The organism is Symplocastrum torsivum (assembly GCF_059505465.1).
Map to the genome: position 1 here is coordinate 1 of NZ_JCACKQ010000078.1, position 21,665 is coordinate 21,665.

The 21,665-nt window shown below is 47.0% G+C and carries 18 protein-coding genes; 11 read left to right on the top strand and 7 right to left on the bottom strand.

Going from position 1 to position 21,665, the window contains the following annotated elements:
• Positions 1-592: 592 nt before the first annotated feature.
• The 6 genes from AC5JL3_RS21795 to AC5JL3_RS21820 all read left to right on the top strand — a co-directional run bounded on the left by AC5JL3_RS21795 (position 593) and on the right by AC5JL3_RS21820 (position 7,448).
• The gene (locus AC5JL3_RS21795; protein ID WP_496076476.1) at positions 593-1,288 is read left to right on the top strand and encodes a lecithin retinol acyltransferase family protein; all 696 of its coding nucleotides are present in this window, start codon (positions 593-595) and stop codon (positions 1,286-1,288) included.
• Between the two features lie 80 nt (positions 1,289-1,368).
• A complete protein-coding gene (mnmE, locus tag AC5JL3_RS21800; RefSeq protein WP_496076477.1) occupies positions 1,369-2,751 on the top strand; it encodes a tRNA uridine-5-carboxymethylaminomethyl(34) synthesis GTPase MnmE in 1,383 nt (460 codons plus the stop codon).
• A 370-nt stretch (positions 2,752-3,121) separates the two neighbouring features.
• Complete coding sequence (locus tag AC5JL3_RS21805; RefSeq protein WP_496076478.1) at positions 3,122-4,804, top strand: hybrid sensor histidine kinase/response regulator; 1,683 nt, start codon at positions 3,122-3,124, stop codon at positions 4,802-4,804.
• A 26-nt stretch (positions 4,805-4,830) separates the two neighbouring features.
• On the top strand, positions 4,831-6,033 hold the full coding sequence (locus AC5JL3_RS21810; RefSeq protein WP_496076479.1) for a M28 family peptidase: 1,203 nt from the start codon (positions 4,831-4,833) through the stop codon (positions 6,031-6,033).
• A gap of 29 nt (positions 6,034-6,062) precedes the next feature.
• A complete protein-coding gene (locus tag AC5JL3_RS21815) occupies positions 6,063-6,647 on the top strand; it encodes an endonuclease dU (protein WP_496076480.1) in 585 nt (194 codons plus the stop codon).
• Positions 6,648-6,773: 126 nt separating this feature from the next.
• Positions 6,774-7,448: a Uma2 family endonuclease gene (locus AC5JL3_RS21820; RefSeq protein WP_496076481.1), complete on the top strand. Its 675-nt coding sequence runs from the start codon at positions 6,774-6,776 to the stop codon at positions 7,446-7,448.
• 335 nt (positions 7,449-7,783) lie between these two features.
• Here AC5JL3_RS21820 and cax read toward each other — a convergent pair whose 3' ends face one another.
• Positions 7,784-8,890, bottom strand: a complete 1,107-nt coding sequence (cax, locus tag AC5JL3_RS21825; protein ID WP_496076482.1) for a calcium/proton exchanger — start codon at positions 8,888-8,890, stop codon at positions 7,784-7,786.
• A gap of 161 nt (positions 8,891-9,051) precedes the next feature.
• On the opposite strand from cax, the gene AC5JL3_RS21830 reads away from it, so the two are divergent.
• The gene (locus tag AC5JL3_RS21830) at positions 9,052-10,140 is read left to right on the top strand and encodes a glutathione S-transferase family protein (RefSeq protein ID WP_496076483.1); all 1,089 of its coding nucleotides are present in this window, start codon (positions 9,052-9,054) and stop codon (positions 10,138-10,140) included.
• 77 nt (positions 10,141-10,217) lie between these two features.
• Here the strand turns inward: AC5JL3_RS21830 and AC5JL3_RS21835 are convergent, their stop codons facing one another.
• From AC5JL3_RS21835 to AC5JL3_RS21845, 3 genes are read right to left on the bottom strand one after another with little or no spacing between them, the layout of a single operon-like run.
• A complete protein-coding gene (locus tag AC5JL3_RS21835) occupies positions 10,218-10,754 on the bottom strand; it encodes a nucleotidyltransferase family protein (RefSeq protein WP_496076484.1) in 537 nt (178 codons plus the stop codon).
• 2 nt (positions 10,755-10,756) lie between these two features.
• Positions 10,757-11,392, bottom strand: coding sequence for a type I restriction endonuclease subunit R (locus tag AC5JL3_RS21840; RefSeq protein WP_496076485.1), 636 nt, complete (start codon positions 11,390-11,392; stop codon positions 10,757-10,759).
• An 11-nt stretch (positions 11,393-11,403) separates the two neighbouring features.
• On the bottom strand, positions 11,404-11,574 hold the full coding sequence (locus tag AC5JL3_RS21845) for a hypothetical protein (protein WP_496076486.1): 171 nt from the start codon (positions 11,572-11,574) through the stop codon (positions 11,404-11,406).
• Positions 11,575-11,622: 48 nt separating this feature from the next.
• On the opposite strand from AC5JL3_RS21845, the gene AC5JL3_RS21850 reads away from it, so the two are divergent.
• The 3 genes from AC5JL3_RS21850 to AC5JL3_RS21860 all read left to right on the top strand — a co-directional run bounded on the left by AC5JL3_RS21850 (position 11,623) and on the right by AC5JL3_RS21860 (position 13,838).
• On the top strand, positions 11,623-11,862 hold the full coding sequence (locus tag AC5JL3_RS21850) for a hypothetical protein (RefSeq protein WP_496076487.1): 240 nt from the start codon (positions 11,623-11,625) through the stop codon (positions 11,860-11,862).
• A gap of 154 nt (positions 11,863-12,016) precedes the next feature.
• On the top strand, positions 12,017-13,036 hold the full coding sequence (locus AC5JL3_RS21855) for an aromatic ring-hydroxylating dioxygenase subunit alpha (protein WP_496076488.1): 1,020 nt from the start codon (positions 12,017-12,019) through the stop codon (positions 13,034-13,036).
• 16 nt (positions 13,037-13,052) lie between these two features.
• On the top strand, positions 13,053-13,838 hold the full coding sequence (locus AC5JL3_RS21860) for a DUF3891 family protein (protein ID WP_496076489.1): 786 nt from the start codon (positions 13,053-13,055) through the stop codon (positions 13,836-13,838).
• 137 nt (positions 13,839-13,975) lie between these two features.
• Here the strand turns inward: AC5JL3_RS21860 and AC5JL3_RS21865 are convergent, their stop codons facing one another.
• The 3 genes from AC5JL3_RS21865 to AC5JL3_RS21875 all read right to left on the bottom strand — a co-directional run bounded on the left by AC5JL3_RS21865 (position 13,976) and on the right by AC5JL3_RS21875 (position 20,675).
• Positions 13,976-14,494 carry a Uma2 family endonuclease gene (locus AC5JL3_RS21865; protein ID WP_496076490.1) on the bottom strand — a complete coding sequence of 173 codons (519 nt, stop codon included), beginning with the start codon at positions 14,492-14,494 and terminating at the stop codon, positions 13,976-13,978.
• Positions 14,495-14,598: 104 nt separating this feature from the next.
• Positions 14,599-19,377 carry a CHAT domain-containing protein gene (locus AC5JL3_RS21870; RefSeq protein ID WP_496076491.1) on the bottom strand — a complete coding sequence of 1,593 codons (4,779 nt, stop codon included), beginning with the start codon at positions 19,375-19,377 and terminating at the stop codon, positions 14,599-14,601.
• A gap of 86 nt (positions 19,378-19,463) precedes the next feature.
• Positions 19,464-20,675, bottom strand: coding sequence for a M20 metallopeptidase family protein (locus tag AC5JL3_RS21875; protein WP_496076492.1), 1,212 nt, complete (start codon positions 20,673-20,675; stop codon positions 19,464-19,466).
• Between the two features lie 549 nt (positions 20,676-21,224).
• Here AC5JL3_RS21875 and AC5JL3_RS21880 point away from each other — a divergent pair.
• Entirely contained in the window at positions 21,225-21,653 is a 429-nt protein-coding gene (locus AC5JL3_RS21880) for a hypothetical protein (protein WP_496076493.1), read from the top strand.
• Positions 21,654-21,665 lie beyond the last annotated feature (12 nt).

Here is a 21,665-nt window from a genome sequence, read left to right on the forward strand (position 1 = left end):
CCCAAGGAGTGATCTTTGGAATCCCCGCACCTTGATTGTCGGGGAGGATGTCAATCTGTCCAAGCAATAAACTTTCTTACTACAACAATCAAATCTGTAAAATAATTCATCCACGACTAAAAGCAGTGGATGAATTGCTGAATTGATATTAAGTTGTTTTATTGCAAGGCACTGCTTTGCGTGAGCATTAAGACAAAAACACTCACGCTCATTACCACTAAGACAATACCTAAACCAATTGATTGACCCAGAGGTTTTTGATTTTGTGAAGCTTTCATTTTTTTTGTTCTTATTATGAATGTAGATATGAACAATAACAGGATTTCATAGAGTTAAATGAGAAAAAGACAAATTACTTAATTAAATGCAACGAAGCTTAATATTATCGATAAGGCACAGGATGAAATTGTGGAAGAAAGGAACCTTCCTCTCCTCGACTTACCTTAAAGAAGCGATCGCGAATCTAATCCAACGACAGATCTAATGAAATCTCAAATAACGTAGGGTTCTATAAAGAAAGCGGATTTACCTTATAGATTCAACCAACTGAGGGGCAGATCACAAATGAATATGAAAATTACAATCTAGAACTATGGCGCGTGGCGATCAAATCTACGTTATCAAAGAATTTCTCAACATTCAGGGTGTCTACGAGCATCATGGAATTGACTGTGGAGACGGCACCGTTATCCATTGGCGTAAAGGGACGGACACAATTGAGCGTACAACACTGGCTACCTTTACTTCTCGCTCAAAGTCTCAAATCTATGTGCGGTCTTACTCAGTCTGTTATATTCCCGATGTAGTGGTTCAACGAGCGATGAGTCGATTAGGCGAAAGATACTACAACCTGCTATTTAATAACTGCGAACACTTTGCTACCTGGTGCAAAACGGGACGAAGTGAAAGTCAGCAAGTTAAAGATTTTCTGCCAGTACTCAGCCATATCAACACAGAAACCTTGGCTGAACCGATTAAACAAGCCCTTCAGGACGCTAACCCAGACGATGCTATACCGTTGTTGAACGAAGCACTAGCAGACATTAAAGTTGTTTGGGACAACATCCAACCCCAGTACAATAAAGCTGTTTTTGAGATGAACGCTTGGCATCAGGTTGCACAGCAAGCCGTTTCTCAAAATCGGGAAGACTTAGCGCGTGCGGCTATTAAGAAAAAGCTAAACTATCGCAAACAAGCCACCGAGATAAAAGCGAAACTAGAACAGCTAGCGACAATGACAGAAACACTTGTGCGTAACCGTACTTCCTCGCAAGAGATTTCGCTTTAGTCAAAATTATCCTTTGTCATCAATCCACTCTTCCTCAAGCTGTTGGTAGGCTGAGATAAGTAAGGCTAGGTAGAGCGAAGATGTCCCAGATGTTCGTACAAGGCGAAACAATTGCCGCGATCGCAACTGCGGTTGTCCCACAACAGGGGAGTGTAGGGATTGTACGGCTATCGGGTGCAGAGGCAATTGCGATCGCTCGTACCCTATTTCACCCACCAGGGCATCAGGCTTGGGAAAGTCACCGGATTCTCTACGGATATGTGCATCATCCCCAAACGCAACAACTAGTCGATGAAGCTCTGTTGCTAATTATGCAAGCTCCTCGCTCCTACACTCGTGAAGATGTTGTGGAATTCCATTGCCACGGCGGTATCATGCCAGTCCAGCAGGTATTGCAGTTGTGCATCGAGCAAGGAGCAAGGTTGGCACAACCCGGCGAGTTTACTCTGCGGGCATTTTTAAACGGGCGTTTGGATTTGACTCAGGCAGAAAGTATTGCCGACTTAGTCGGTTCTCGCTCACCCCAAGCCGCACAAGCAGCGCTTGCGGGCTTACAAGGGAAGCTTGCCGTGCCAATTCGCCAACTACGAGCCAATTGTCTCGATATCTTGGCAGAAATTGAAGCTCGAATTGATTTTGAGGAGGATTTGCCGCCATTAGATGAAGCCACGGTTGTTGCCCAAATTGAGCAAGTATTAGCGGAAGTGACTTGTATCCTGGCAACCGCTGATCAGGGAGAACTGCTCCGCACAGGTTTAAAAGTTGCCATTGTTGGGCGTCCAAATGTTGGGAAATCCAGTTTATTGAATGCTTGGAGTCGAAGCGATCGCGCGATCGTAACCGATCTCCCTGGCACTACCCGTGATGTGGTTGAGTCGCAGTTGGTGGTTGGAGGGATACCTGTACAAGTGCTGGATACAGCCGGAATACGTCCAACACTTGACCAAGTGGAGAAAATCGGCGTAGAGCGATCGCGTCGTGCGGCTCAAGCGGCTGACTTAGTATTACTTACAATTGATGCAACAACTGGCTGGACAACTGCTGATCAGGAAATCTATGAGCAGGTGCAACATCGCCCTCTGATTCTAGTCATTAACAAAACCGACCTCGTTCCCTCTGCTACAGTATCCTTCCCAAACAGCATTAACCATAGTGTTACAACCGCTGCTGCTCACAACCAAGGCATTGAAGGCTTGGAAAAAGCGATTCTTGAGGCAGTACACACAGACAAGCTCAAAGCCGCTGATCTAGATTTAGCAATAAATCAACGGCAAGCTGCTGCCTTAACCAGAGCAAAACTATCACTTCATCAAGTGCAAGAGACAATCACCCAGCAATTACCCTTAGATTTTTGGACAATCGATCTTCGAGGTGCGATTCAAGCATTGGGAGAAATCACAGGTGAGGAAGTTACTGAATCCGTTCTTGATCGAATTTTCAGTCGCTTTTGTATTGGGAAGTAGCTACAGCAATCCTCTGGTGCCTATTACCACCAATCGGTTACAGGCAAAAATTATGTTTTTAACCTTCATTGCTAAGCTAATAGGCATTCGAGTTGTATATAGCGAAAAGCTATAAGGCTTGCTGCTCCTATCCATTTAGAAGACGAACATTTTGAATGTCTGAATTGCTTAGTCTTGATGCAGTGACAGGATTGGGTTGTTAGAATACAGTCTTTTCTTGATCTGGATGCCAAGACTGGTCGTTATTGGGTGCGATCGCGTAGCAAAAATCATCACTTCTTTTTGAAGAGTACAATCTCTTGAGGACAATTTTTGTGCAAATCTTGAAAGAATTGGGAACCCTAAGACTACAACAGGTGCCTCAGCAATTATGTCACAGGTTCAATACGACGAGTACAAAAAAAGTCAAAGTAGCGCTGCAACAAAAGCGTCAGAGGGCTTAGGTATGACAAACTCCAGTGATCGAGATTCTTGCCTCATCCTAATTGCAGATGATGATCGGTTCACACGACTAATGCTTCGGCAAGTTATGGAAACCGAAGGGTACAAGGTGGAAGAAGCGGGGGATGGAAAGCAGTGTCTTGCTGCTTATGAGAAATACAAGCCCGATATGGTGCTGCTAGATGCCATGATGCCCGTAATGGATGGCTTTGCCTGCTGCGCCCAACTGCAAACGCTTATGGAACGCGATTCCCTTGACGGTAGCTCCGCTCTACGCACTCCTGTGTTGATGATCACTGGACTCAATGACCAAGCCTCGGTTAATTGGGCATTTGAAGCGGGTGCTACTGATTTAGTTACTAAACCAATTCACCCCCCTGTATTAATGCGGCGTGTCCGTCGTCTTCTCGAAGCAAGTTGGGCAGAAAAGTCGTTGCGGGAGAGGGAGAGACAGTATCGATCTGTAGTTGAAAACGTCAAAGAAGTAATCTTCCAGACTAATGCGGCTGGTACCTGGACATTCCTCAATCCGGCTTGGACAGATCTCACTGGCTTTGCCGTTGCAGAAAGTGTAGGGACAAATTTCCTGAAGTACGTTCATCCAGATGATCAGCAACTACATCAGGAACTATGGCAGTCACTCCTCAAAGGCAAAGAAGCCTCTTGTCTGCAAGAGATCAGGTATTTGACCAAGACAGGAGAGTCTCGTTGGGTGGAAATTCATGCCCATCCTACACAGTCGGCGAATGGAAGTTTGACTGGCATCTCCGGCATCATCAGAGATATTACGGAGCGGATTTATACGGAAGCTTTAGAGAGAGAGAAACTGAAGCTGGAAACTGAAATCGTCGAGCGCAAACGCACAGAGAACGTGATTCGCAATGCTCTCTCCAAGGAAAAAGAACTGGCTGAACTTCAATCTCAGATTATCACCACCATCTCCCACGAGTTCCGCACCCCACTAACAACGATTCGCTCGTCTAGCGACTTACTCAAATGTTATAGCCAGAATTGGACAGAGGAGAAAAAGTTAAAACATTTCCAGCGAATTGAGGACGCTGTTGAACATATGAGCAATTTGCTTAGTGATGTTATCCTCATTGGTCAAGCCGAAGCCGGACAACTGAAATTCAACCCAACTCAGGTAGATTTGGAGAATTGGTGTCGTGAGATGATTGACGATTGGCAACTGAGTTTAGGGAACCAGGTAGATGAGGGTTCTCCTCAAATTATTGTTTCGGTTCAGGGAAATGCCACTCAGGCAAATCTCGATGAGAAGCTGCTGCGGCAGATTTTGACGAATTTACTATCCAATGCTGTTAAATTTTCTCCCAAAACAGGAACTGTGCATTTCGATTTAGTGTGTCAGGAAGAGCAGGCGATTTTCTGCATTAAGGATAAAGGCATTGGCATCCCAAAAGATGAGCAAGAGCAAGTGTTTGACTCCTTCTACAGAGCCAGTAATACGGGTACGATCGAGGGAACAGGAGCTGGCTTAGCGATCACAAAAAAGTGCGTGGAGTTACACCAGGGTCAAATCACAGTAGACAGCGAAGTAGGAGTGGGGACAACCTTTAGGGTCAAGTTACCATTGAACCTGAAGCCAACCTAGAAGAAAATTTTTAAAGGTTATCGCGCTTGAAGTTATCCTCTATTCGCTTCTGGTGGTGGGCAATTCTCGGATTGCTTTTAGTTTGTCTGCCAACACTGGGTACCCTTACTCCCAACACTGTTGAATCTGACGTAGCCGCTCTCGTCGCCTTTGGGCCGCGTGTCGCTGGGACACCTGCCTCGGAGCAAGCCCGTACCTATTTGATCGAGGAATACCGTCAAGCTGGCTATATGACTGAGCTGGGAAGATTTACCTACCCAAAGTTTGAAGACCTCGGCTCAACCCTTAGAGTTGAAGATGTAACCATTGAAGGTCGGGCGCTTGAGAGTTCAGCTGCGGGTCAACTCAGTGCGCCTCTCGTTTTCATCCCCGGCGTTGGGCGACCTGATGATTTTACCACTGTTGATGTGACAGGGGCGATCGCAATTGTACGCCGTGGTGAAATTCCCTTCCTGGAAAAAGCTAAGAATGCCGCTACAGCGGGTGCCGTTGGTCTAGTGATTGTCAACACTAGCCCAAAGCCGTTGTTTGGGATGCTAGGGGATGAAGTAAATATTCCTGTGTTTGGGCTATCGGGTGAACAAGGGGAACCACTGCTGCAAAAAGCGAGTACAGAGTCACTTAGAGCAAATCTCAACGTCAATGTTCGCCGACAAACTGTAACGGGTTACAACATCATCGCCCATCTCCCGGATGTAAAGCAGCCAAAAATACTCCTTGGCGCTCACTACGACTCAGTACCCAAATCTCCGGGTGCGAACGACAACGCTTCCGGTACAGCCGTTGTCCTTGAACTCGCTCGTCGCCTTGCGAATACCCCACAGAGTCATCAAGCTTGGTTCGTTGCTTTCGATGGTGAAGAAGACGGGTTAAGAGGCTCAAAGGCGTTTGTTAATACAGCCGAACCTCAGTTCCTGCCTAAGCTTCAAGCGATGCTAAACTTTGATATGGTTGGTGTCAATGACCAGCTTTTTGTCGGAGGTTCTGAGTCACTCACAGCTTTAGCTCAGAAAGCAGACCCAAAGATTTCCAAAATTCGCGATACAGGAAACAGTGACCATCAACCCTTTTCTGCCGCCGGGGTGCCTGTCGCCTTCTTCTATCGGGGGCAAGACCCAAACTACCACTCACCAGGCGACAAAGTCGTAGACCCCAAACTCCTAGAAGCAACAGCTCAGGTAGCACAGTCAGTTGTACGCTATCAGTTGGAGTCAGCTTCCAATCCCTAGTTTCCAGCCGCGACACCCTTGTTTGTCAGATGGAACTCGCCTCTCTGCTCAGACTCAATCGAGTGATTCGCGTCATTGGCTTTGACGATGCTCCCTTTATCCGCAACGCAGGTGGGAGTGTATCAATTGCTGGTGTTGTTTGTGCAGGGACTCGCTTTGAGGGGATGGTGTGGGGACAAGTCGAGCAGGATGGTTGGGATGCAACAGATGTGATCTTAGAGTTGCTATTGGGGCGAAAGTTTTTGCCACAACTCCATGTTGCCCTTTTCGATGGCATTGCCTTCGGTGGATTTAATGTAATTGACTTACCGAAGCTTTCAGAGCAACTGCAATTACCTTGTGTCGCTGTAATGCGACGGATGCCCAACCTAGCGGCTGTAGAACAAGCGATTCGCCGCCTACCCCAACCAGAGCAACGTCTTGAGCGGTTGCAAAGAGCTGGAACTATCCATGCTTATCCACCTTTTTTCTTTCAAGTATGCGGTGCTTGCCCCAAGGTAACGTTCTCGGTACTAGAACGTCTAACGGACTGCGGGAAAGTGCCAGAAGCCTTGCGTCTAGCTCATTTAATTGGTGCAGCAGTGATTAAGGGCGAGAGTGGAAGTACGGCTTAGGTTGTTGCAAAGGGAAAATGCGATCACAAACGCTTTTCTCGAAGTTACTGCAACGAATCAAGCAACTCGTCGTATGGCAGGCGAAGAGATAAATTTTAATTAAAAGCGTAGAAGTTGCCCCACCCTATGTCAGTTAGTCCTACCACTCACCTTCCTCCCTTAGAAAGTGGCGATCGCCTTACTCGCCAGGAATTCGAGCGTCGCTATCAGGCAATGCCGCAGATTAAAAAAGCTGAATTAATTGAACGAGTAGTGTACGTGGCTTCACCTGTGAGGATGACCAATCATGGTAGACCCCATGCTCAGCTTATGGCTTGGCTAACAGCCTATTGGGTTGCAACATCAGGTGTGGATATGGGCGATAACACTACTGTACGCCTTGACCTTGACAACGAGCCTCAACCCGATGCCTTACTGCGAATCGAGCCAGAGGTGGGTGGTAATTCTCGTATCAGTGATGATGATTATATTGAAGGGGCACCAGAGCTAGTTGCAGAAATCGCAGCTAGTAGTGCATCCTATGACCTCAACGACAAGCTCAATGCTTATCGTCGTAATGGAGTTCAAGAGTATATTGTCTGGCAAATTTATGAGAATCGCTTAGATTGGTTCAGCCTCCAAGAGGGGAGATATGTTTCACTGCAACCGGATGAGGCAGGTGTGATTCGCTCTTTTGTTTTCCCTGGATTATGGCTAGCGGTGAATGCATTGCGAGATGGGAACTTGCCTGATGTTTTAGCGGTTCTACAGCAGGGACTACAGACGGCAGAGCATCAGGCGTTTGTAGAGCGTTTGAACTGACATCTTGCACTCCTTTGCAATAACCCTCCAGGGGTTCAAACCCTAGGGCTTTTAGCGAAAGTCCACGTGTAGACTAAATACTTACTGTGCAAGGATTTCAGTCCATTTTAATGGACTTGGGCTATGAGCCGTGGACTTGAGTCTACGGCGGGTATGTGGGTTTGTTGAGAATGGTGCAAGATCTCAGTTTAAACCAACAGCAGTAGCCTAAGGTGCTGGGGAAATTGCTTTTAATCAGCTCTTCTCAAGATAAGCGATCGCCTTATCCTGTTCCAGAACGACACAAATTCGTGTTGCTACTCGTTCTGAATGGCAAGCATAAATAAGCAACTTTTTCAAGCTGGGTGATAGTAAAAAGCGACTCCAAGAATCAGGTAGGTGGCTAAGAGGAGGGTGCCATCGAGCCAGTTTGACCGTCCACCAAAGCTGATGAGATTGGTGACCATAACTGCGATCGCTAAAGCAATTACTTCAAAAGTATTGAAGTTGAGATCAATTGGTTGACCAATTGCCTGACCTACGAATACTAGAACTGGAGCAACAAATAGAGCAACCAGCAAACTATCGCCCGTTGCCGTAGAAACGGTTAAATCCATTTGATTTTTCAGGGCAAGCCGAACAACAATGATGTATCCTGCAACATCACTAATCAACGGCAGCAAAATCACTCCGGTAAATAGGGGAGTGAGTCCAAAGCGCTGAGTTTGAGACTCGATGACAGCGACAAACATCTCGGATTCAAAGGCAACGGCGACAGTAGACGCTAATAGGACGACAATCCACACCCATAATTTAGACCATCTCTGTTTTAAGGACGGTTCCGGTTCTGGGAAAGAGGGGATTCCATCAATTTCTTCATCAGCTAATCCAACTTCATAGAGGTAGCTGTGGGTTTTGAGGGAGAAAAGGAGCGTCAATCCATAGACGACAATTAGTATTGCTGAAACCACCAGCGAGAGATTGCGAATTGCGATCGCATCAACAATATTTGAGGTATCAATCACCATCGTCGGCAGTGCAATCGCAATTACTGCCAGCGTCATTGATGAGCCATTAACCTTTGCCAAAATCGGCTTAAACTCTTGCTCTTTGTAACGCAGTCCCCCAGTCAGCATCGCTAACCCTAATAGAAGGAGTAGCGCACTCAGAATACTGCCCGTGATGCTGGCTTCAACAATATCCACCAGCCCTTTGCGTAGTGCCATTAGGGCAATAATTAGTGCCGTTGCATTGCCAAACAGGGCATTAACTAATCCTCCAACCGACGGGCCTGTGACTACCGCTACCTTCTCCGTCGCCGTGGAAAGCCAAATCGAGAGGGGAATAATGGCGAGTGTGGAAGTCACAAAAACAGCTTCTTCACCCCAATTCAATAAATCAGCCGCCAGCGAAATGGGTACGAAGACCAAAAGAACTAGTGGAATAAGGTTTTTGATTGTCATAGCCTTCTGCACAATAGATTTACCCTACCTGATAATGGGTTAGTAGAGTATCAACTATTCACTGATCTAGAGAGTCATTTAAACGGCAAAAACTATATTGCTAGCGATCGCCCTACCATGGAAACCAATACTCCACTTCAGCCCAAATAAGCTCGGCGGTCATGTCACAACCTAGTGTTTCCCCAGACGAAAATCTCTCCGAACCACAGACCGAAACTCCCAGACCTAAAAAGAAGGGCAAGTCGCTCCCTCCGAAGCTCATCATCAAACTCGGCAAGTTTGTCTGGACAACTCTCTGGCACATCATGATGTCAAACCTCGCCCCACGCAACAAGGAGGGCGCGTACATTCGTCCAAGCAGCCAGTTTAGGAACTTCGCGGGATCGGAGGAAGGCAACCTCCATCCACCAGAAGCGGGACGCTACAACCTCTACGTTGGACTCGGCTGCCCTTGGGCACACCGCACCCTCGTCGTTCGGGCATTAAAGGGACTTGAAGAGGCAATATCAGTGTCCGTGGTGTCTCCTTCACCAACTGAAGGGGGTTGGGTGCTAAATCAAGAGCAGGAAGGCTGCCGTACACTAGCTGAGCTGTACCAACTGGCAGAACCAGGATACAGTGGGCGTTCTACAGTACCTGTGCTGTGGGACTTGAAGAAAAAAGCGATCGTCAACAATGAAAGTGCTGAGATCATCGTGATGCTGAATTCTCAGTTCAACGAGTTCGCTAAGAATCCTACACTAGACCTCTATCCGGAGGAACTGAGGGAGAAGATTGACTGGTGGAACGAAAAAATCTACCACTCGGTAAACAACGGCGTGTATCGTTGCGGCTTTGCTCAGACCCAAGAAGCGTACAATCATGTCTGCGATGAACTGTTTGCAACTCTAGATGAGATTGACGCAGCACTAGAGACGAGTCGATATCTCTGTGGGGACAGGGTTACACTTACAGATGTCCGTCTTTTCACTACGCTGTTCCGCTTTGATGTGGCGTACTACGGGCTGTTCAAGTGCAATCGCCGGAGAATTCAGGACTATAAAAACCTAGGAGGCTACCTTCGCGACTTGTATCAGCTTCCCGGAGTTGCTAGCACCTGTAGCCTAGAGAGTGTGAAGCAAGACTACTACGGAAACCTATTCCCACTCAATCCTGGTGGAATCATCCCCTCCGGTCCTGATATGACTAGCCTACTAGAACCCCACGGTCGCCAAAGCATCGGTAATACTTCAGGTGTGGTGATTAGCTAACGTTAAAAGTCAAAGAGGATGAGGGCAGCAAGCTGAGTTAGAGATTGCAGGGGAGTAATATAGAACAGCCACATATTTCAAACTAGCCGCAGGCAAGGACATTTTTGTAAAAACGAAGTCGCTTTACTCTCAGCATCCGGGTTGTGTATATGCGCTGGAGTAGGTCGGATGATGCCATTAAACAAATCATCCAGACCATAAGGAGTGAAGAACTGCCATTGCCCTTGAGTATCTAACCGAACACCTACAGCCGTCGCCGTGTGCAGCCAATCAGTAACTCCATCTTCAGTGCTACTGTAGGGTCTGCGACCTGGACGCCAACGTGCAAAACTTGCTTGATTTTTGACATCAAACTTGTAGTCAGGAAACTGCGCTGTGAGGGTAGCCTTTGCCGTGAGTTCTTGGGAACGATTGCCAAGTGCATCAAAAAAGGCAATATCAAAGTCATTGATGACTAACTGACAGTCGTTGCCAAACAGCGATCGCCAAACTGTATTTCGTACCGCACCACCCGCCAACCACCAGTGAGGGAGATTGAGAAGTGCGATCACAGGTAGTACAGCTCCAATAGGCGAATCAACTAGAAGCGTCTGAAGGCGAGTAGCACTATCCATACTTATTCCTGAGAGATTATCTGACCTACCCGCTTCAATATCTGGAGAACATCGTAGAGCTGGTTTCGGTGAGGGAGAAGCGAAAATACATCTGATACATCGTACTGAGGAGGTGCTTGTTGGCTTAGCTTCAAAAAGGCAAACGTCCCCCCATTCGTCACCATGCCATAAATGGGGCGAACGGGATGAGGGTTCGCCATCATATACGCTAAGGCTTGGGGAATCGCTAACTCAATGTTAAGGTCGGTGTGCTTAGCTTCAAGCACCACAACCCAGAATCGATCCAGCACCACCAAAAAATCTATACGTCCCCGCAGAATCTCATCTTCAATAACAGTAGTGACTTCAACCGATACTTCGGAGCGCAGCTTAAAAGGGGAATCATAAAAACCCGCTAGTTCCAGCAAACGAGAGACAACAATGAGATTGACCGCCCCTTCTGCTAGGGGTCCATCTGCCTGATGGTAGCGGTATCTGTATCTAATCGGGTCTAACGCGGCTTGCTCCTGTTGGGTGAGTTCGGACAACTCCTCAAACCATTCCGTAAAGAACTGCTCGTCCTCTGTCCGCCGCAGCTCGAACTTGGCATGAGCATCATTGAGTGTTTTGATGCTTTGAGTAATTGCTGTTTGAACCATCGTTTTTTGTTCTAGTCTTTCCCGTAAATGTAAGCGATCGCCAAACCGTATTTTGTACCGCACCACCTGCCAACAAACGTTAAGCCTGATTGTGCTTGGACATACCAAGGATTATCATTCCCAATCAAGATTTCTCCAGAATTAGTGATAGAGCCAGTCCTGTCTGAGGATAGAACACTCACAATTCACTGATTAATAACCTTGTGGAATAACAACAAGAGATACAAATTATGACATCAGATAATCCTCAAGATAATCGGGACGATAACGCTCAATATGACCCTGAAGATAATCCTGGAACCCAGACACACATCCCAAACACAGAAGAGGGTAACACTCCGCTTGATGAGAGATATCGCATGACGGGTCAAGAATCCGGTTCTGACGTTAGTCCCGGTGCCGAACCTGAAGCTCCTGGAGGTGAAGTTAAGGTGGTTGGTGCGCCTAATCAAGGAACTGACTCTCGTTAACTAGTAACTAGAATTCAAAACAAGCCTCCGTCTTAGTCTTGGTTGGGGGCTTGTTTTGTGGAGAGCGATCACTCTCAAACAAGCCAGTACTACTTATATTCGTCAGACTAGAGTTATCACCATAAAAAAGCTGACTTTCCTTGTGGATAACTTTATGAAAACCCTATCGCCTAGCGATGTTAATTCTCTACCTGCTGGTGGTTCTGACCCATTGAGGTTTGACTGGAAGGAGGGGTGGTACCCAGTCCATTATGTCTCTGACCTGGATAAGTCAAAACCAACACCCTTTACGCTGCTGGCTATAGACTTTGTCATCTGGTGGGACTCAACTGCCTCCTGTTGGAGGGTATTTGAGGACAAATGCCCTCACCGCCTTGCGCCTCTTTCAGAAGGTAGGATTGCCGATGACGGTTTGTTGGAGTGTCCTTATCACGGTTGGGCTTTCTCTGGCGAAGGTCAGTGCGATCGCATCCCGCAGCAGGTTGAGGACTTAGCAGCGCAGGCTTCCAAAAGAACCTGTGTGGTGAGTCTACCTACAGCCGAAAGGCAGGGACTGTTGTTCGCCTATCCTGGATTGCCAGAAAATGCTTCTAGAACTCCAGTTCCAATCATTGAGGCACTAGAGGAATCGCCTTCCGAGTGGGTCTGCATTGACACGTTTAGAGACCTTCCTTATGACGCTCTTACGCTCTTGGAGAACGTGATTGATGCTAGCCATATTCCCTACACGCACCATCGGTCGGTCGGGAATAGATCGTTTGCTGGTCCCGTTGAGCTTGAGGTGAAAGAGTCAGGAAAACAGGGCTTTCAAGGAGTTTGGGAGTCTGGGCCGCGACTAGGAACGCTGGGGCAACAGGATACAACATTCCTTGCACCAGGGTTGATGTGGCATGACCTGACATCCAAGCAGTTTGGTAGAACATTAACCGTCGTTTACGCTACCCCAATTCGCAAGGGTTCTTGCCGCATCTTTGCACGCTTTCCCTTCAAGTTTTCCTCCAAAGTACCTGGCTTGTTCATGAAGCTGACACCGCGCTGGTTCTCCCACATTGGGCAAAATGCGGTTTTGGAAGATGACCAAATTTTCCTGCACCATCAGGAGCGAACGTACACAACGAAAAAGATGAAAGTTTCTTTCCCCAATCACCAGTCCCCAGTCGCAAGTATCATATAGGAAAACACCTCACTTCATGCTGCATCGTTCATCCAAAGAGGGACTTATCTGCATCACACAACCGAAGCACGCTTGGGTTGCGGGTGAGTTGGCGCGGGCTTGGGGCAATGAACAGTTTGGGCAGTTTGTCCCCACGTCTGAAGTCTGTCTAGCCGCAGAGCAACATGATATCGGCTGGCTCTTTTGGGAACAAGCACCCACTCTCAACCTCCAAACTGGCTACCCCTATCGGTTCACTGAACTGCCGACACCAGTGCATATCGAGATTTGGTCAGGTGCTAAACAGCTAGCAATGCCTTTGGGTAGGTATGCGTCATTGCTGATCTCACTACACGGCACTGGGCTATACGAGCGATATCGAGGTTGGCAGAACTCTGCCGAGTCTAGTCAAATCGTACAGAAATTCCTCGATAGTCAGTATGCCTTTCAACAACAGCTCATTGCTAGTCTGAACAAAGACCCGTACTATGCCCCTTATGCAACACCAGAAGTCATCAAGCACAATCAAAAGTTGGTGACAGCCTGGGATGCTCTTTCACTAATCGTGTGTCAGAAATTAACGGATTTTCAGCAGCTAGAGCAGGTGCCGACAGTTGATGGCGAAACCGTACTAAAGTTAACCCACATCAGCGATGACCCTCACCAGATAACGATATCTCCTTGGCCGTTTCAGGTAAGTGAAGTCAGGCTGGTTTATGAAGGACGGCTTTTACAAGAAACGTTTACGGATGAGACAGCGATGCGAGAATCACTCACAAGCGATCGCTGGGTAACCCTAAGCAGTATCCTGAAGCCAGAGTAACTTGCTTTGCCCTAGTGATAGTCGCTAATGATAGGCGATCGCAAAACGACTCGGAACGAGCATCATTTCGGTGGAGTTGTGTCAAATCATTCCCCAGCGCTAAAGACTTGTTGTGCTGTCACAAGTGACCGCGCTTCCTATTCCGGAGGTTTCCTCCGGAATCCAGCGTCGGTCAAGTTCAACTCTGGGAATGTTGGGGATTCGATGCGGTTATCTCCCCTGAACTGACTAACCTGGTACTCACCCTCAACTAGCTGGTAGACCGAAAAAGTGGGTTGCTTTGGATTGCCAATAAAGCGTCTACCGCCTAACCCCAAGTAATCAACAATCCAATATTCCGGAATGCCCATTTCCTCATAATCCCTGGCTTTGGTCAGATAATCGTCTCGCCAGTTGGTGCTGACAACTTCTACTGCCAGTTTGACTGACTTTCCCTGTGAGATCGTTGATGATTTCTTCCACAGTGGCTCATCTTGCACGGCATCTTTGTCTAAGACTATGACATCGGGCTGATAACCTGAAGGAATACTAGGAGGCTTGACAAGGTACGTTCTGGGAATGAAGTAGCGGAGGCTTTTGCGATCAAGTTCTACATTCAGCTTTCGGTTGAGAAAAGCAGCGACTTCTTCGTGGGTAATGTGTATAGGATTCGTCATAACTTCGCGCCTCCCCAACGGTTAGTGAAAATTATCTGTTGCTCAACAAATCTAGACACAGCAAGGAAAAAAAAAAGCTGATAGCTGACGGCTTTCTGCTATCTTTACCAAGGGTTGCCTACCAATGTGAACGCTGCCCAATAATAAGGATGCGTCAACGGTCGATTTCCTGTTTGCGCTAGCTCTGGTGGTAAAGTCAGTACTCCCCCTGGTGTATACAACTGACCATCTTCGACTCGAACTTCCCCGTTCAACATCGCTATCTGTGCCTGTTGTAAGGCTACTGCTTTGATAGGAGCTGTCTTCAGCTTTTGATAGAAGTTTGTCATCAAGCCTAGTGTGCCTTCATCACTGACATACCACAAACTGGCGAGTGAGGACTTTACCCCAGCTTGCACTGACAACCCCGCAAAGCCGAGTTCGGCTTCCTCATCTCCTAAAGCCGAGCGACAGGCACTCAGTACTAATAATTCTACAGGTGGTTTATTCCATCCGAGTTGTGGCAACTGGTCAAGGCGTAGCTTGCTATTCCACAACTGAATGTATGAATTGCTTGCTGCACCAGGTAGGAAATTAGCATGAGTTGCTAGGTGGATAATTCCAAACGGTTCTTGTTTGCGTTGAGCTTTGAGATTATCTAGGGTAAAGGCACCGTCTAGGAAAGATTTACCTGTCCAGAGTTGCTTTGTGATGACATTTAACTCTAAAGGTACGGCTGGTAAGGGTCTTTTATCAGGAAATTCCTCAACACCCATCCCCAATACTTGAGAGTCTTTGATGTCTTTGTAGCGGGTATCGGTGAGGCTGAGACTAGGCATTAGTCCAACACTATACCGCTCTACTAGAAATTGTTTCCCATCGTTGAGTGCTGCAACTGCTACCGATCGCAAACCGACATCCATAATAAATACTAAGTTCTGGATACCTTGCGTCTGTAAATCTTCTTCTAATGGAGCAATTAACCACTGGTAAAGTTGCCGGGACGGGTACAAGTAGTCACGGTTGTCTCTAACATTGGTAACACTCTCGCGAAATGTATCTGCAACGTTCAGAACTTTTGGGCGCTTCGTACCCACTCGTTTACGAATCGCATTCCCTGTAGAGGTTACCAATAACAGTTCAAGTTCCTCGTTGTCCCTGTTAGGTTGTGCGTTAAGTGACGTATCAGGAGGCACAAACGTCACATAGATGAGGGCAGGTTTGACGCCTGTTGCTTTTTCTATATCCTGTAAAATCTCTTGTGCCTCAGGCAGCGTGCGGATTTCATTATTGGGAAGTCCTAAATGAGCTTCAAACTGGCGAGTGAATGCTTCATCGACTGGAGCCAATACCGGGTCAATTTCCACAGAGGGAAGACTTACATCGGTAGAGAGTTGGGATACTGGATTTTGCTGCGGGAGTATCGTCGCATCTACTGGTAAATCAGGTGGTACAGGATTCGGATCGACAGGATTTGGATCGATAGGATTTGGATCGATAGGATTTGGATCGACAGGATTCGGATCGATAGGATTTGGATCGATAGGATTTGGATCGACAGGATTTGGATCGATAGGATTTGGATCGATAGGATTTGGATCGATAGGATTTGGATCGATAGGATTTGGATCGATAGGAGTATCTATTGCTGAAGTAATCAGTTGAATATCGCTTGGTGCAACTCCTTGATTGTAGAGTTCAGGGTATACACCAAAGAGAATTTGATTGTCGCTTCCGGTTGCGATCGCACCTGCTGTACCATTAATCGCGTTGTAATCTGCTCCCACTGTAAAAGGCGTGTCAGTGGCACCACCGTCATGCCGAATGATTACAGAACCGCCAGTGATACCGCCAGCCGTAGAGATGCTTGTCGTTGTGTTTGTTTGGTCGGTGAACGTACCAGAAGCGCGGAAGAATTGCTCGCTTGTAATATCAACATTGCCACCAGTCCCTGCAACCCCTCCCTGAGCATTGATCGAAACAACATCAATGTCATTTTCCGGGTCAAGGGTCACATCACCAGCATCGCCCTGAGTTGAACTGGAGTCAATGATACCTGTCGTGATCTGGGTTAGGGCAGAAATTGTAATATCTCCACCCTCAGCTACCCCTGAAGAATTCAAATTACCAGTCTCTACAGAACCTGCTTCGCTAATCAGAGTGATGGCTGAACCATTGGTAGTGATGTCTTCGGTTGTAATGTCCTGGTTTGCTTGTAGTGTAATAGAGGCGTTGTCTAACCCGATGATCGCTCCATTAACTGCGATCGCACCTGTGGCAGACTGAATTGTTACGGGGTCAAAAAATGTAGTGGCATTTACCGTAATGTTACCCGTATTGTCTGAACCTCCGAAGGTGAGGAGACTAAAGCCATCTTCCAATGCAGCAAGGTCAGTTGTGCTTAGATTCAAAGCACCTGTATCACCAGTTCCCCCGATTTCAATATCTTGCCCAGAGGTGAACGGTTGAAGTACAAGCGCACCACTACTTCTGACCACTGGAGGAGTTGTCCGAACTGGAACAAAGTCAATCTCATTACTCGTGAGTGTGATATCGCCACCCCCTGCAAGCCCGCTAGCATCAACGCTTCCAGTCGCAATACTGTTAGCCGCTTGCAGTGTAATGTTTCCACCCCTACCCGTTCCATCCCCTGTGCAAACATTAATTACGGTTGTTGAACAAGAGCCAATAATCCCTGTAGCAGTTGCATTGTCTTGATTTGCTGTTGTCGTGTCAATCGTGCCACCACTCGTTACCTGAACCTCGCCACCATTTAAGGTGCCTCTGGTTTGAATGTCATCGACGTTAACATTGCCACCCACTGTAATGGTGATATCACCACCACTGCCGTTATTGCCTGTGGAGAGAACATCTAGCAAGCTAATATCACCACCTGCAATCAGGCTAATATCACCGCCATTGCCGTTACTACTCGTTGAGCGAATACTCTCTAAGGGGGGAATCGAAATGGTAATATCACCACCTGATGTAAGGCTAATATCACCACCATCTCCTGTCCCTGTCGCACCGTTCCAATCCGAAACAATCCGCGCCACCTGAATATCACCTGTCGCCTCCATAATCACCGTCCCAGCATTTTGCCCTGCTGTGCCCGATGACGTTGTAACTCTGTCAACCTCAATACTTCCCGGTGTTAATCCGGTAGTATCACCTGTAAAGTCAATTGGTGGCGTACCAATTCCCAGTTGAGGAACATTAGCCGGATACTCTAATGCAGCTTTTCCAGCTTGCAACACCAAGCTTGGAGTCGTCGTCAAAATCTCGAAATGCTCGTCGGTAGAAGGAATTGCACCAGAGGTATCTGGCTGAGTGATGGTAATGTTTCCTCCCCTGATGCTTCCTATCGCCTCAACTTTAAGTGCTGCACCTGTATAATTGCCAAAAACGACATCACCATTGGAACTGATAATCGGGTCGTAGAGACTGACAAAGCTACCAGGATTGCCGGATAAATCGAGTATTGAGAAGCTGCTACCACTGGTAAAGTGGGCATCTCCGGAGATGTCACCATTACTGACTAAACTGAGTTCACCACCACTTTGAAAAGGGGTCTGGGGATGATTTAGGGCAAGTATATCAATCCTCTCTTTACCCTGGATGTAAAGATTGCCTCCAGCTTGCGCCAAAAAAGGAGTGCTGACACTATCCCGCACCTGGACGGTATCCTGTGCTAATAACTGCAAGTCCCCTGTCGTCTGCAACTGACTTTCTACCAGCGTCAGGTTGTGGTTTGCCGAGAGGGTTGCGGCTTTTGCTCTAACATCTCCTCCGACTACATCCCCTGCGGCGATAGGAATTCCAGAACCAGAGAGTGCAACCGTTCCATCACTGTTAGTTGTTAACTCTGTCGCATTCGTGTCACTACCACCTGTTAACAGTTGGGGTAATGCTACAACTGGCAGTGTCCAAGCATTAGGCTGACTATCCGCTGCACCACTTAAAGGTTGTACCTCCAAGCTTAGAACACTTCCAGGTTGGCTCAGGCGAACTAAGCTCTCACCGGGTACTGCTGCCACATTGATATTACCGCCAGGTGCAGTAAGCTTCCCTGTATTGACAACAGTGCCGCCTAGAAGGGTGAGATTCTGTCCCGGTTGCACAGTTAATTCCCCATCGTTGAGAATTGCCCCAGGCATAGAGGTAGTAAAGGCAAAGTTGCTAGGTGTTCCGACGAGTGCGGCGTAGTCATTAGCACCCGTGGCACTAAACCAGTGATTGCCAAAGCTGATACCTGTAGCAGTGGTGGCGGTAAATGAGGCGGGGACATTTAGCTGAGCGTTTGAGCCAAAAATAATCCCTGCTGGGTTGATTAAGAATAGGTTGGAGTTACCACCCGTTACTTGCAGTAAACCGTTGATGACGGAGGGATTACCTCCAGTGACGCGAGAGAGGATATTGAGAATTTCAGGATTGGAAATGAAGTTCCCAATCTGGTTTGCGTCTAGTCCAAACTGACTAAAGCTATGAAACAGATTAGTGCCATCGTTGGATAATTGTCCTCCTGTGATGTCGAGGCGATTACCATCAGGAGTGACAATTGTATTGGTACTACCGTCTGAAGTGACAGGTTGTGCGATCGCGGATTGAGTTGCGATCGCACCTACTAAAGGCAGTAGTGTCAAGAATTGGCTGAGTTTTTTTGCGATCGCATTTCTGTTCCATGCAATCTCCTTCGGATGCACAGCTAAGCCTGGAAACAAACTCCAAGCTCTGATGACACCCAATCTCCTATCCATAGAGGTATTTTTTAAGGAGTAGTCGTACCTACCCAACTGCTCAGTTTTTACAACATCCCTAGTTTCGACCCAAAGGCTCTTGTGAGTTACTCTCAAGTGATACTTTCGGGCGTTGGTTGTGATAACCAGGTGGTGGGATGCTGACATTTGACACCTTGGAGCGAGGAAATTACGCAAAGGATTACCGCTAACTTCACCCCAAGATAGTTGTTAGTTATCCCAAGTTTTAAAGCTCAGCGGCAAAACTTTTCTACGCAGTGGACAAAGATTTCTACACCCATTCCTAAAGCTGTTTCATCAAAATCAAATCTTGGATGATGATGGGGATAGGCTAAATCTTTGGTGGGATTAGCAGACCCCAAAAAGAAGTAGCAACCTGGTACAGCTTGAAGGAAAAATGCCATATCTTCACCGCCCATAGTCTGACATTCTGGCACAATTCCTACTGGCGATTCTATAACCTCAGACGCAACTGAGCGAACTAGTTCAGCTATCTTTACATCATTAATTACGGGTGGATAGAGATGCCAATAATCTAGTTCGTAACTTGCACCCTGACTTTGGCAAACCCCCGCAATTACTTGCTCCAATCGCTTGCCAAAATACCCTTCTAATTTTGGGTTGAAATACCGAACTGTTCCGCTCATCCGTGCTGTACCCGCGATGACGTTCTGTGCTGTACCTGCATGGAGTTCACCAACAGTTACAACGGCTGAATCAATGGGGTCAACATTACGTGCGACGATAGTTTGTAAAGCATTGACAATTTGGGCACTAACGACGACTGAATCAACAGTTTGGTGAGGCATTGCGCCATGTCCGCCTTTACCCAAAATTGTGCAGTTAAAGCACTCGACTGCTGCCATCAATGCTCCACTACGAACCCCTACTGTACCAAGAGGAAGATTGTTCCACAAATGCAAGCCAATAATCGCATCGACATCAGGGTTTTTTAAGACACCTGCTTCAACCATTGGCTTTGCGCCGCCTGGACCTTCTTCGGCGGGTTGGAAGATAAATTTTACTGTACCTGCAAAGTCATCTCGATGTTGGGAGAGGTAGTAAGCTGTACCTAATGCGATCGCAACATGCCCATCATGACCACAAGCGTGCATCACTCCATCATGCATAGAGCGGTAAGGTACATCATTCTCTTCTTGAACAGGCAACGCATCCATATCTGCCCGAATCGCTAGAACTGGCCCTGGACGGTTGCTAGGAATTGTCGCAACAATGCCTGTCTCGGCAATACCAGTTTGATGCTCAATTCCCCATTCCTGCAATTTTTGTGCAATCAATTGAGCCGTTAGCTGCTCTTTAAAGCCTAGTTCCGGACGTTGATGCAGATGCCTACGCCACTCCACCAACTGAGGTTGCAAGGAGCGGATACTTAGTCTGATCTGAGATAAGTCAACAGAATGAGAAGTTGGAAATGTAGAAACCATTGTTGTTTCAATCTTTAAAGAAGTCTAGTGAAGAGCCATAACAATTATCGCGATTACGCCAGACTGCTGAGGCGGCATTGACTTCCTAAAACGCTATCAAGAGGAAGAAAATGCGATCGTACGCTCAGCACTTGAGTAATCCATGTATTTCTCAGCCTACTTCAAGCTTACCTCCTTAAATGCGATCGCCTTGGTAACAGGAGACCTCATGTCCGGGAGGCACAACGCTGAAAATTTTTATACCTCTTACCTCTGTGTGCTAACTCCTAACCTCTTTTCAAGAGAGCTATGGCGTTATACATGGAATACAACTTGAATCTTTAAACATTACGGATTCAAGTTGTAAGTTAGACAAAGCTTGCTTGATTAAGCTAGATCTTTAAACAAAAACTTTAAAAGGTAAGTTCCTGGCATCCTGACTGGAAGCATGGCATAAATTGAAGGAGTTTTAAGAAAGCGATCGCTTTGTTCAATTTTTAGAGGTACGACAGGCAACGTAGAGTAGTGGGCATATGATAACCTGACTCTATGATGCTGTAGGAGAGAGTCATGACCCGCTTTGGTAAGCAACCTCCCCGCCACAAATTTTTCTTAAACCCCCACCAGGATGCACGATTTACCTCCTGTCCGAAGTGCGATGGTAAGACCAATCTGCGGAAGTTTCCTCTCTTCATCCATGTAAATCCACTACAGCCAGTTGTACTGAACAAAAGCTGCCGCTACTGTCCCTACTGTGATTTGATCATTGCCCATCAAGATGAGATTGAGCAGCAGCTAGCCTTCCTATTCATGCAGCAACAACCAGAAGTGATTGGCAATGATTATTTAGTAATCGGCACATTAGATAAAGCTGATTGGCGGCGCAGTACGAAGAAGCCCTTCAATTTTGAGGAAATGCGAACTTGTCTCCATGACTTCAAAAAAGTGATGAGCTTTGAGCCAACACGTTATATCTGGGTGAAGGATGACTCGAAATAGTGTGAGAAATCT